The sequence below is a fragment of the Clostridium uliginosum genome, assembly GCF_900112485.1.
GTDB lineage: Bacteria > Bacillota > Clostridia > Clostridiales > Clostridiaceae > Clostridium > Clostridium uliginosum.
In genome coordinates this window covers 78,109-91,671 of sequence record NZ_FOMG01000010.1, presented here as the reverse complement: position 1 = coordinate 91,671, position 13,563 = coordinate 78,109, and the positions used below count along the sequence as shown (strand labels likewise).

General features: G+C 28.1%; 13 protein-coding genes. 2 read left to right on the top strand and 11 right to left on the bottom strand.

Going from position 1 to position 13,563, the window contains the following annotated elements:
• Positions 1-216: 216 nt before the first annotated feature.
• The 10 genes from BM027_RS08740 to cdaA all read right to left on the bottom strand — a co-directional run bounded on the left by BM027_RS08740 (position 217) and on the right by cdaA (position 10,085).
• Entirely contained in the window at positions 217-516 is a 300-nt protein-coding gene (locus BM027_RS08740; RefSeq protein WP_090090915.1) for a YerC/YecD family TrpR-related protein, read from the bottom strand.
• Between the two features lie 181 nt (positions 517-697).
• Entirely contained in the window at positions 698-1,531 is an 834-nt protein-coding gene (locus BM027_RS08735; RefSeq protein ID WP_090090913.1) for an AIM24 family protein, read from the bottom strand.
• 174 nt (positions 1,532-1,705) lie between these two features.
• Positions 1,706-2,542: a 2-amino-4-hydroxy-6-hydroxymethyldihydropteridine diphosphokinase gene (gene folK / locus BM027_RS08730; RefSeq protein WP_090090911.1), complete on the bottom strand. Its 837-nt coding sequence runs from the start codon at positions 2,540-2,542 to the stop codon at positions 1,706-1,708.
• A gap of 12 nt (positions 2,543-2,554) precedes the next feature.
• Entirely contained in the window at positions 2,555-3,364 is an 810-nt protein-coding gene (gene folP, locus BM027_RS08725; protein WP_090090909.1) for a dihydropteroate synthase, read from the bottom strand.
• Between the two features lie 13 nt (positions 3,365-3,377).
• A complete protein-coding gene (locus BM027_RS08720) occupies positions 3,378-3,851 on the bottom strand; it encodes an HD domain-containing protein (RefSeq protein WP_090090898.1) in 474 nt (157 codons plus the stop codon).
• Positions 3,852-4,050: 199 nt separating this feature from the next.
• Positions 4,051-5,118, bottom strand: a complete 1,068-nt coding sequence (gene buk / locus BM027_RS08715) for a butyrate kinase (protein WP_090090896.1) — start codon at positions 5,116-5,118, stop codon at positions 4,051-4,053.
• Between the two features lie 28 nt (positions 5,119-5,146).
• Complete coding sequence (gene ptb, locus BM027_RS08710; protein ID WP_090090894.1) at positions 5,147-6,055, bottom strand: phosphate butyryltransferase; 909 nt, start codon at positions 6,053-6,055, stop codon at positions 5,147-5,149.
• Between the two features lie 225 nt (positions 6,056-6,280).
• Positions 6,281-7,882 (bottom strand): NAD(P)/FAD-dependent oxidoreductase, encoded by a 1,602-nt coding sequence (locus BM027_RS08705; RefSeq protein WP_090090892.1) that lies wholly within the window; start codon positions 7,880-7,882, stop codon positions 6,281-6,283.
• A 128-nt stretch (positions 7,883-8,010) separates the two neighbouring features.
• Positions 8,011-9,255 (bottom strand): CdaR family protein, encoded by a 1,245-nt coding sequence (locus tag BM027_RS08700; RefSeq protein WP_090090890.1) that lies wholly within the window; start codon positions 9,253-9,255, stop codon positions 8,011-8,013.
• Entirely contained in the window at positions 9,225-10,085 is an 861-nt protein-coding gene (gene cdaA, locus BM027_RS08695) for a diadenylate cyclase CdaA (RefSeq protein WP_423230328.1), read from the bottom strand. The genes BM027_RS08700 and cdaA overlap by 31 nt, the downstream gene beginning before the upstream one ends.
• A 220-nt stretch (positions 10,086-10,305) precedes the next feature.
• On the opposite strand from cdaA, the gene BM027_RS08690 reads away from it, so the two are divergent.
• Together BM027_RS08690 and BM027_RS08685 are read left to right on the top strand one after the other, a co-directional pair.
• On the top strand, positions 10,306-11,289 hold the full coding sequence (locus BM027_RS08690) for a hypothetical protein (protein ID WP_090090886.1): 984 nt from the start codon (positions 10,306-10,308) through the stop codon (positions 11,287-11,289).
• Between the two features lie 69 nt (positions 11,290-11,358).
• The gene (locus BM027_RS08685) at positions 11,359-11,955 is read left to right on the top strand and encodes a cell wall hydrolase (protein WP_090090884.1); all 597 of its coding nucleotides are present in this window, start codon (positions 11,359-11,361) and stop codon (positions 11,953-11,955) included.
• Positions 11,956-12,206: 251 nt separating this feature from the next.
• Here BM027_RS08685 and iadA read toward each other — a convergent pair whose 3' ends face one another.
• A complete protein-coding gene (iadA, locus tag BM027_RS08680; RefSeq protein ID WP_090090883.1) occupies positions 12,207-13,382 on the bottom strand; it encodes a beta-aspartyl-peptidase in 1,176 nt (391 codons plus the stop codon).
• Positions 13,383-13,563 lie beyond the last annotated feature (181 nt).

Here is a 13,563-nt window from a genome sequence, read left to right as displayed (position 1 = left end):
ATACATTCAATTACTATATTATTATAAAATAATAGTAAATTTGCTAAATATCTAGCTATAATGATAATTTTTCAATTTTATTTTCTTTAATAGTATAGTATTTTTTATTCATATTGACAATGTTTAAGTATTTTTTTATGTTTATTTGCACATACTTAAAATTATTTAATAAATATTATTAATTTTCTCAGTATGGTATTTTATTTATAAGTTAAATTATTGCTTTTCTATCTTTCCCAATATTAGCTTATAACCATCACTACCATAATTCAAACATCTATTTACCCTACTTATAGTAGCAGTACTTGCCCCTGTTACATGTGCTATTTCTGTATATGTTTTTTTATTATTAAGAAGCATTGCAACATGCAGTCTTTGTGCTAGTGCTTTTACTTCATTTATTGTTGCTACATCTTCAAAAAATTTATAGCATTCTTCTATATCTTTAAGTTGTAAAATTCCTTTAAAAAACAAATCTAATTCTTTACTTTTAATTTTTGAATCTATGGAACCCATCTTTTCACCTCATTTTTATTTTAGGCACATAAAAAAATAACAGACCAAAGATGCACCTTCTATCTTTATATTATAGCGTTCCCTTCTATTCTTTACAACTTTAGTATGTAAGAGCATAAAGCCATCTTTTAAAAATAACTGGTCAATATATATAGAATTTAACTGTTATTTTTTCAGATACTTAAACCTCAGTATTCCTTTCTTCACTTAACTCACTCATAACCTTTAGTCCCTTACTTTTTATATCTTCATAAACACTTTTAGTAGGAATTAACCAAACTTCTCCTGTTCCTCTATATACATTAACAAATCCCTCACCACTTGTTAAAGATCCCATAATAGATTTTGTTGATTTTTCTACTGAAAAATTAATATTACCTGTTCTTAAAATCGCAAAGTTACCGTCTACCTTTAAGGTATCATCAATTAATGTACACTTAAATATTTCATTTTCTGGCACTGGGATTTCAATCACTACTATTCCACTACCGTGTATTTTAGTTTGACATACTCCTTCATTTCCCAAAAAGGTTGAAGATATATTTTTTTGCATTGCTGCCCCTACTTGTACATCCTCTTCACATGCACAAAAAAGTCCATCATCTACTATTATTTCATCATCTTCTAATTCTAATAATGCAAAATGTCCAAATGAAGGCTCTAAAAATATTTCACCAGTTCCTTTATAATTACTTTTAAATATAGTTTCTCCTGTTAATTTACTTACAAGTAGCTTTTTTCCTAATCCAACTACCCCTCCAATTTTACTTTTTATCTCTATATCACCTTTCATATAACTTAAAGCACCAGGCTCCAATTTAACTGCACTATCATCAAGTATTATTCTTATTTGTTTTAATTTTATTCCACTTTCGTTAATTACATTTAATCCAAAGGCTGTTTCAACATCTGTTGCACCATTTAAAGTATTATATTCTAATATTTGAAATTTCGAATCATTTTCCATTTCACTTATCATTGTTAACTTATTAGTAAACTTTAATGAACTTCTCATAAACCCACTCCTAAATCAATAAATTCTTTTATATACTTACTGTTATCATCTTCTTCAATATTATAACGTTTCTTTACTATTTAACCATTAAATTTCTGCTACTATATTATATAACTTTTATCTCTTATTGGTAAAAGTATACATGTAAATTCAAAATCCCCTAAAAATCTTTGACTAATTATTTATTTTACAATGTCTTGATTCAACTTCTTCCAATAAAGTAAATATTCTTTTATTAATTACAGGATGCATAAGATATGGTGCTATTTCATTTAATGATTTTAATACAAATTCTCTTTCATGCATTCTTGGATGTGGAAGAATTATTTTTTCATTCGATGAAATTACATCATCATACATAAGTATATCTAAATCAATTATTCTAGGTCCCCACTTTATTAATCTTTCTCTCTTTAACTCTAGTTCAATTTTAAGTAATAAGTTCATAAGTTCTTCTGGTTCTAGAGTTGTTTCTATTTCTATAACTGCATTTAAAAAATCTTCTTGATCTAAATATCCCCATGGTTCTGTTTCTATAAATGAAGATTGTTTTGTTATTACAGTATTTTTTTCTTTTGATATCTTATTTATTGCTTCTTTTAAATTCTCTTCTTTATCACCAATATTAGATCCTAGACCTATGTATACTTTATGTCTTCTTCTTTCAATCATTATTTCTATAGTATCCAAATGTTTTCTAACTGGTGCCCAAGGTTTTTTTAAGAATACCTTTACTCCACTTATTATTTTATATTCCTTGAGAATGAAATCTGCTAAATTTAATGATACAGTTTCTATAAGATCATAAGACTCTCTTAAAAATTCTTTTTCTACCTTTTCACATAATTCACCGTAATGCACTGATTTTGTTAAATCTTCAGTTCTTCCTGCTGCTTTTAAATCCAAATCTAATTCCAAAGATAATATAAATTTTTGGCCTAGTCTTTTTTCTTCTTCAAAAACTCCATGAAAACCAAAGAGTTCTAAATTTTTTATATACATTTTATCCAAAATTCATCCATCCTATCTTCTTACAATTGCATCAGTCATTTTTGCTGCTCTTGAATTTTCTAATACATCATGAACTCTTACAAAATCACAAGCATCTTTCATTATTCCAATAACTGTTGTCGCCACGGTTCCTTCTACTCTCTCTTCTACTGGTAAATCAAGAGTAAGTCCTATCATAGATTTCCTTGATGTACCTAGTAGTATTGGATAACCTAATTCCTTAAAGATTTCTAGTTTATTCATAACTTCTAAATTTTGTTCATAAGTTTTTGCAAAACCTATACCTGGGTCTAATATTATATTTTCATCTTTTACTCCAGCTTCTTTAGCTATCTTTATACTTTCTTTTAAATCGCCTAATATATCTTGCATTAAATTTTCATAATTTTTATTATCTCTGTTATGCATTAAACAACAAGGTACATCATATTTTGCTGCAACCTTCGCTATACTTTTTTCTCTTTTAAATCCCCATACATCATTAATAAGATTAGCTCCAGCTTCTAGTGCCTTTTCTGCTACTTTTGCTTTGTATGTATCTATAGATATAGGAATATCAAATTTTTCTCTTATAGCTTTTATTATAGGAATAACTCTGTTTATCTCTTCTTGCTCGTCTACGCGTGTATGACCTGGTCTTGTAGACTCTCCACCAATATCTATTATATCTGCGCCATGCTCTATCATCTTTTTAACATGCTCTAATGCAATATCAGTATTATTAAATTTTCCACCATCAGAAAAAGAATCAGGAGTAAAATTTAATATACCCATAATATATGTTTTTTTTCCGATTTTAAATTCTTTAGTTCCTATTTTCATTATGTGATGCCCCCTAATAATATATTTTCATATTTTTCTTTTCATTGCTCCAATTACATTTATCTATAGCATTACAATTAATGCACAATCTAGAAAATTTATCTGACTTATACATAAGTTCTGAAAATCCTTTACTTTCTCTATCTCTATGTCCTAATATTCCAAGCTTTATAATTTCAATTTCTTCTTGATTAAAGTTATACTTCTCTAGTAAATGTTCCCCAATTTCCCAAGAAGCTATTTCATGAGGTGTACCATTTTCATACTGAAATGATCTACCTATATCATGTAATATTGCAGTTGCATATATAATTTCCTTTGAAAAGCCTAATTTTTCTTCTAAATTTATCTCTTGAGCAATTCTAGCTACATCCAAAAAATGTTCTAAATTGTGTTTACAAAATTCTCTGTTCTCTTCATACTGTTTATTCTTTTCTAAATAATAAACATATTTATCATCATTTAAAATACAATTTACTCTCTTCATAATCTACCCCAATTATTCTAATACTTTCACTAATTATTTTTTAATATCACATATCTATTTTATTATTATATAATTTCGTGATTATTAACCATTGTAATATAAGTTTATTCTATACTACTTTATTTTTCATATAAAAAAAAGAGGATATCTCAAAATGATTTTATTAAACCATTAAATGAAACATCCTCTTCTAATTTTTCTAATATTCTTTAGCTTTTTCTTCTCCGCTAAGCACTCTTATAGCACCTTGTGCTAATGCTAATAATTCGTCTTCTCCTGGATAAACAGTAACTGGAGCTATCCATTCAACATTTGCTTTAAGGTCTGGAACAAGTGTTGGTGAATATGCAATTCCACCAGTAAGGATTATTTGATCAACCTTACCATTTAGTGCTGCTGCCATTTCTCCAATTGTCTTTGTGATTTGATAAAGGAATGCTTTGTAAATTTTTTCACATTCTTTATCTCCTGCTTCCATCTTATCTATAGTTCCTTTTACATCATTTGTATTTAAGTATCCAACAAATCCACCTTTTCCTACTGTCTTTGTGTATACTTCTGATTCACTATATTTTCCACTAAAGCACATTTTTATTAAATCACCTACTGGTACTGTTCCAGCTCTTTCTGGTGAAAATGGGCCATCGCCATCTAAAGCATTGTTTACATCAATAACTTTTCCATGATTATGAGCTCCAACTGAAACTCCTCCGCCCATGTGAACAACTACAAGATTTAAGTTTTCATATCCTTTTCCAGTATCTTTTCCGTATCTCTTAGCAACTGCTTTTTGATTTAAAGCATGGAATTTGCTCTTTCTTGGAAGTTCTGGAACTCCTGATAATCTAGCTACATCAGCTAATTCATCAGTAACAACTGGATCTACTATAAATGAAGGTACTTTTAATTCATCTCCAATTGACTTAGCAATTATTCCACCAAGATTTGAAGCATGTGGTCCTTGAACACCAATTTTTAAATCTTCTATCATAGAATCATTAACAGTATAAGTTCCGCCTTCTACTGGTTTAAGCATTCCACCTCTACCAACAACTGCGTTTAAATTTTTTATATCAAAGTTCTTTTCTTTAAGAACATCTAAAATAACGTCTTTTCTAAATTGAAATTGATCATATATTGTATCATATCTCTTTATTTCTTCATTTGTATGTCTTAATGTTTCTTCAAATAATTCTTTTTCTCCATCATATACACCAATCTTAGTTGATGTTGAACCTGGATTAATAATTAATAATTTGTATGACATTACTTAACCTCCTAATAATACTTATTTTCTATTTATCCTTCTCAGCAACTAAAGCAGCTAATGCTATAGAATTCACCTTTGTTTCAAAGCTATCTGCTCTTGAAGTTAATATAACTGGTGCTGAAGTTCCTACTAATAATCCACCATTTTTGCTTTTTGCTGTATAAGTTAAACACTTGTACATTACATTTCCAGTTTCTATATTAGGTAATAATATTATATCAGCCTTTCCTGCAACTGGTCCTGTTATACCCTTATGATGTGCTGCTTCTTCTGATAAAGCATTATCTAATGCTAAAGGTCCATCAACTATACATCCCTTTATTTGTCCTCTATTATTCATTGTTGTAAGTAATGAAGCATCTACTGTTGCTGGCATATCTGGATTAACAACTTCAACAGCACAAACTGGTGCCACCTTTGGAATTGCTATTCCACATGCATGAGCTACGCTTACAGCGTTATTTAGAATTTGGATCTTAGCTTTTAAATCTGGATAAGTGTTAAATGCTGCGTCTGTTAAGAATATTAATCTATCAATTCCTTCAATCTCAAATACAGCTACATGAGACATAACTTTTCCTGTTCTAAGACCTATTTCCTTATTAAGAACACTTCTTAAAAAAGTAGCTGTATCTACCAATCCCTTCATTACCATATCAGCTCTTCCACTTGATACTAATTGAACTGCAAATAATGTTGCTTTTTTAGAATCTTCTTCATGAATTATTTCAAATTGAGTTAAATCCATATTAATTTTATCTGCTATTGCTCTTATTTTATCTTTGTCTCCAACTAAAATTGCATCAGCTATTCCTTTTTCTTTAGCTGCCATTACAGCTTCTAAAACTGGTTCATCTTGTGCTACTGCAACTGATAGCTTTTTCTTTTTTGTAGATTTTAGTTTGGATAATAAATCGTCAAAGTTTTTACTCATTTATATGCACCTCTCACTCTTATAATAAATTTCATCTTAGTATATATTAATTATAATTTTATGTTAATAAATTTACTTGCTAAATATCCTTAATAACAATATTATTTTTGTTTTATTAAGTTCCTTCTTATTGTAACAAAAAAAAAATTAAAATGCTCTTTTTTTAGAATATTGAAATTATTTAAATTACGCACATAAAAGAAAGTAATAGACCAAAAATGTGCCTTAATACATAAATTTATTTATTATGCTTTCTGCTACCTTAATTCCATCAACTGCAGATGATATTATTCCTCCTGCGAATCCTCCACCTTCTCCTGCTGGATAAACTCCTGATATTGTTATACTTTCAAAGTTCTTGTCTCTATGAATTTTAAGAGGAGCTGAAGTTCTTGTTTCTATACCTGTCAATACTGCATCTTCTCTTCCATATCCACTTATTTTGTTTGCAAAACTGTTAATACCTTCTTTAAGTCCATCTACAACATAGCTTGGTAAACAATTTTTTAGTTCTTTAAATTCATATCCTGGTAAATAACTAGGCGTAACCTCTCCTAATTTAGTACTAGGCCTATCATTCATAAAATCTCCAAGTAATTGTACTGGTGCTTTATAATTTCCTCCTCCTAAATCAAATGCTAATTTCTCATAATATCTTTGAAATTCCATTCCTTTTAAAGGTGAATCTCCCTCAAAATCATCTGGAGAAACTGTTACAACTAACGCTGAATTAGCATTTTTTAAATCTCTTGCATGATAACTCATACCATTAGATACAAGTCTTCCTTCCTCTGATGCAGATGCGACAACTGCTCCACCAGGACACATACAGAAAGAATAAACTCCTCTTTTCAATTTTTCACTTTGATAAGTTAATCTATACTCAGCTGCTTTTAATTTAGGATGATTATGATATTTCCCATATTGACTAACATTTATCAATTCTTGAGGGTGCTCTATTCTAAGTCCTATTGCAAAAGGTTTCGCTTCCATTGAAACTCCATATTTATATAGTAACTCATATGTTTCTCTAGAACTATGACCTATAGCTAGTACTAATGCCTGACATGGTATTTCTTTTCCATTAACAACTATACTTTTTAACTTATCATCTTTGTAATTTATATTCTCTAATTTAGAATTAAAATATACCTCACCACCAAGGCTTTTTATTTTTTCTCTTATATTTTTAACAACATCTTTTAAAATATCTGTTCCAACATGAGATTTACTTAAATATTTAATTTCAGGAGGTGCCCCTGCCTTTATAAACTCATCTAAAATATAAGCACATCTACTGTCTTTAATTCTTGTAGTTAACTTTCCATCTGAAAATGTCCCTGCTCCACCTTCACCAAATTGAACATTAGACTCAAGATTTAATTTTCCACTTTCCCAAAATTTTTTTACAGTCTTTAATCTATTATCAACATCTTCTCCACGTTCAAATACAATAGGTTTATATCCTTCTTTAGCTAAAGTCAATGCTGCAAAAATTCCTGATGGTCCAAATCCTATAACCACTGGCCTATAATTAAGTTTTTCACTTCCCTTTTTAATAACTACTTTCACATTATCTTTTTCAATCTTTATATCTTTATCCTTTATATTAGATAAAATTTTCTTTTCTTTATCACAAACTACATCTACACAATAATTAAATTTTATTTCATTTCGTTTTCTCGCATCAATGCTTTCCTTTATAATATTTAACTCTTTTATGTCTTCTTTTGATATCTTTAATTTTTTACATACTTTGTTTTTTAATATATCTATTTCATCTTCATCATCTATATTTAAAGTTAAATTATTTATTCTTATACTCATAATATTATCACCTATATTCCCTTATATATTTCTTTAAGGCATTCAAAAGAAATAATGCCTTAAGCATATTCTAATTTTAACCGATTATATCATAAAATAGCCACAGTTTGTTTAACTGTGGCTATTTTTTATACTTTCTTTTTAACCGATATCTCAACATTTCCAACTGATGCTACTGTAACGCCTTCATTTTGTCCTAGAATCGTTGCTGTAGGTGTCTGTTGTAATTTTCCCTCTACAGATATGTTTGCTAAATCTACGACCACTTTAACATCACTTGACGAAATTTTTTCTAATATAGACTGTAACCCCGAAATAGTTATTTTTGTTGTTTCAGTTGAAGATTCCAATATAAATTTTTCATTTAGATTTATATATTCAACTTTACATGAGATATCTTTAGTTGTATTTGTATCTTTAATTGTACTTGTATCATTATTTAATGTAATCTTAGCCTTAATACTCTCATTACCTGCTTGTACAGTAACTCCTTCAGGTAACATGAGTTTTAAATTCAGTTCTTGGTCTGACTGCAAATCTGTTAAATTAACAGCTTCAGTATCTATTGAGGTTATTTTACTCAAATTTTTATTATCCCCTATTATATGAATCTCTTTAGGACTTAACTCCATACTAGCTATTGATAAACCTTTATTTAAAGAACCAGTTGTTTGAATATTAATAGGAACAGTTTTGCCGTTACTTACCGTAATTAATAATTCACCTTCATTATAGTTAGACTTAACTCCCGCAACCTCTTTCCCATTATTATCCAAGAAACTTATATTATATTTTTTTTGAAAATCTTTTGCTATATCCTTTGCGTCTCCAATAAGTACTCCCTCAGAAACTCTATCTATAGTGCTTTTAGGTCCAGAAATTGTTATCTTTTTGGGAGATATACTTTGATTTTGTTGATATATATTTTCTTTATATGAAACACTAACTTGTGATTTTAAACTAACATCTTTTGATATTAGTGGCTCTAACTTAACTTTAATTCCTAAAAAGCCATTATTTTTAACAGTAACATTTTCAGGATAGCTTACAATCTGAATTGGAACTACGTTGTCTCCATCTTTTAAAGCATATGCACTCATATCTGCTGTCAATTTAAAAGATTCTTTTTTAGCTTTAGTTATATCACTTGAAGCACCTTCTAATTTTAAATCTACTGTAAAACTTTGATTTTCAACAATTGCAAGATTAGCATCCGAAATACTGCTTTGATTTATTAGCTCCACAGGTACTCCTTTTAATTCGTAAGTTCTTACTGGATTTTCAACATTTGATATATAGAGCCATAAACCAAAGGATAGAAATAAGCAAATAAATTTAACTATTAATGATTGATTTTTATTCCCTTTACCCATGACTTCACCCTTTCTCCAGCAGTTTTCATATTCTTATTACTTCTATTTTCAATTATATTCAATAATATATTTCTCAATCTTTCCTTATCATATTTTCTACTTAACTTCCCATTTATAGCTAAAGAAACTACTCCTGTTTCTTCTGATACAATTATTATTAATGCATCAGAAACCTCAGATAATCCCATTCCAGCTCTATGTCTAGTTCCTAATTTTTTGCTAATTGTATTATTATTAGTTAACGGAAGAACACATCCTGATGCTAGTATCTTATTGTTTCTTATTATTGTAGCTCCATCGTGCAATGGAGTGTTTACTACAAAAATGTTTTCCAAAAGATTTGAAGTCACATTTGCATCTAATATTGTTCCTGACGAAACTACTTCTCCAAGTCCTGTGCTTTGTTCCATTACAATTAATGCACCAGTCTTGCTTTCAGATAAATTTTGCACAGCATTTACAACCTCATTAATAACAATATTTCTAGTTTCTTTATCGTTCATATTGTGAACATCTTCAAATGCTGATCTTCCCAGATGCTCTAACCCTCTCCTAATTTCTGGTTGAAAAATTATAATTACAGATAATACCCCGATTGTTAAAGTCTTATTTAATATAAAATTCAACATATCTAGTTTTAATAAATAACTAATAGGAATAAGAACAATAATTAATAATATTCCTTTTAATAGCTGTTCTGCTCGCGTTTCTTTTATCAGCATATATCCCTTATAGAAAATAAAAGATACTACTAAAATATCTACTACTGACCATAGTGACATATTGCTAATACTTTTCATTATTAGTGATATAAAATCTTCCACTGCCATCACCTCACTTATTTGTCTATATAAAATTATACACTAAATCTTTGTCCTCTTACTATAAAGACAATTACTATTTTATTAATTTTTAATTATTTTTATAATAATTTTTCACATTACTTAATATAACTAATATTAAGTAATATTAAATTATATTTATTAGTTATATCACCTTTCTTTTACTTAGGCATATTTAAAAATATTTATTTAATACTAAGGAGGGCTTATGTTTAATATATCTGTTGATAAAAAACTACTTAAAATTCTACTTCCATTAACTGCTTGTATAATATTTATATTAATATTGTTGACATTATTCATAAAAAATAATGACATAAATAAACTTAATAAAATCTCAAAAAATATAGTACATGTGAATGCTTCTTTAAAGTTCATAGAAAAAGATGGTGTCTTTGACTCATTAAGTGCTTCTGAATTATTACAAGATAAAAAATCTTCATTAAATGACTTAATTAATAATTTAAATGAATTGAAGTTAAATAATTCAAACTTAGAGCCATTAAAAAAGGATTTATCTAATTATATTAATTTAAATCTAAATCTTTATGATTGTAGTTTAGACATTTTAAATAACAAAAATCCAGAAAATTTTGAAACTAGTTATAAAAAATTAGTTGACAATGAAAAAGCTATACTTATATCTACTCAGAATTTTTCAAAAACAAAACTAAGTATATCATTTCCAAAAGAAGCAAATACTTTTTTTGCTAATCTAAATAAGTATGTTAATAATTTATATAAATTAACTAGAGAAAAAGATATTAAAGATGAACAAAAACGTGATTTTATTCTTAATATGAATAATATCTATGATAGCTTTTCAAATTTAAAGCAAGACTTCAAACCTGCTCTAATAAAAATCAGAGAAGATAATAGAGATTTATCTGTCTTACTTTATGATATAAAGGATAAAAAATCTTCTTTTAGTGATATTAAAAACAAATCTTATTCTGTTTCTATTCCTATTGGTGGTGAAAGTTGCTATGAAACTTTAGAAGAAATGTTAAATTCATATAATTCATATATAAATTCATTAGAACAAAGTGTTAAAAATGAAATTGCACTTTTAAATGAATCTAGTAGTAAGAAAAATATAGATGATATATACGAAGATACATTTAATAAATACTCTGATTTTTTAGATTATCTTGAAGCATTTGAAACGGCTATAAACTTGTATAAAAACTAGAATGTGTATATAACTATCTTTTTTGGCAATAATATTATTGGATTTAACTATGCCAAAGGAGGATTTTTAATGAAAAAAACATATAGCATTTTTATAATTGCTTTAGTGTTATATCTTTCCGTTATTAATTGTACCACTGCTTACGCACAAGTATTAGGCAACAGTTTTTACAATAGTATTCCTGTTGAAAAAGCAGTAAATGAAGTTTATTTAAATAGCATACAATGTAAATCACTATATAACCAAGATGACAATGTTTTAGAAGTTTTCAGTCACAATACACAAAAATTATATATAACGGAAGCAGATATTCAATTAATGGCAAAACTGGTATACGCCGAAAGTATTGGTGAACCATATGAAGGAAAGGTTGCTGTAGCTTCAGTTGTCTTAAATCGTACTATTAACCCTAAGTTTCCAAACACAATTAAAGATGTTATATTACAAAAAAATGCATTCTCATGTGTTAAAAATGGTGATATAAAGGCTACTCCAAATCAAGCTTGTTATGATGCTGTTTATGATGCAATAAAAGGAGCAGATCCCACAAATGAAGCATTATTTTTTTATAATCCAAGTACTGCAACATGTGCATGGATGCATCAAACTGAAAAGCAAGATATGACAACAATAGGACACCATACATTTTTTAAAATTAAATCATAATTAAATTTAGGCATATTCAAAAAAGAAATAGAAATAACATTTGTGTAAGAAGCATTGAAAAATAAGCTTAGAGTTTCTTCATTTGAAGTTGTTCCATAAATGATTGTCCTAATGAATATTAGGAGCAATCTTTTATGGGTACAACTTTAAATATTAGAAAATCTTAGCGAAATATTTCTAGTCTTCTTTAATAAATGTTATTTCTATTTCGTTGTTATTACTTCACTTAGTAATTCTGAGACAGCCCCTTCCTATATTTCAAAGGTGCCCTTTATAATAGCCTCACCTTCTTGAACCATCTTTTTGCCTTTTGCAAACACCATGTCTATATCCAGCGACTTTTCATCTACTATGACTAAATCTGCATCTTTTCCCTTTTCTATTCTTCCTTTATTATTTAATTTTAATAAATCTGCTACATTAGAAGTTATAACTTTTATTGAATCTTCTAGTGATACATTATACACTTTTATACTTTCCTTTATTTCTCTATATAATGATTCTACTGAACAAATCCCGAGTCCTATTAGTTCTTTTTTCCTATTAAATTTAGGCATACTTCCGTTTCCGTCTGATGAAAATGTTATATGTTCAATCGGTAATCCTAAGTCCAAAAACCTTTTTAAGCCTTCTCCGGCTCTAATCTCCCCTTCTTCTAAAAAGTCTATATCACAACTTGTAGTTAAATCTATGAATCCACCTTTTTTTACATACTCTAAACCTTCTTCAAAAAGCTTAGTATTTCTATTAATGTGAGTAGGCAATAGTTGAGTTGATGGTATTTCTGTAGTTTCTAATACCTTAAACAAATACTCTATCCTTCTCCTACCATCTCCAACATGTACATTTACAATTCCAGCTTTGTTTGATAACATTCCTCCAACCCTAGCTTGAGCTACCAATTCAACAAAATCTTCATACGTAGGTTGTGAACTTCTATTATCAGATATGGCTATTTCTCCTACACCTATTATCTCTTGAATTAGCATTATATCTCCTTTAATAGAACTAGTTAATGTCTTAACAGGAACATCATATGATCCAGTGTAGCAATAAGCAGATATTCCTTCTTCATTCAATGATTTAACCTTAGCTATTAAAGCTTTAATGTCTCTACACTCGCCATCAGTTCCTATACATCCAACAACCGATGTTATTCCATATCGTGTTAAATTAGATAATTGAATTTCAGGTGTCCTTGTTTTATATCCACCTTCACCACCACCACCTGTAATATGAACATGGCAATCTATAAATCCAGGAAAGACAATTTTATTTTGTCCATTAATAACTTCTATTTCAAGAAAATCATTAGGAATATCTAAATTCTCATATATTCCTTCAATCTTTCCCCCTACTAATACAATATCTTTTATTCCAATATATTTAGGTGAATAAACTTTAGCTCCTTTAATTATTGATATCAATTTTATCACATCCTATTTATTTTTTAAGCTATTTAAAATCAAATAATTAACTCAATATACAAAAGTATAAATTTAACTAATTATGCTAATTAAATTTACGAATCACATTATAAGCATACAAAGTAATAAAATGTCATATATAATTATGAGATAGGCATTGAAAATTTGTGCTTACAGTTTC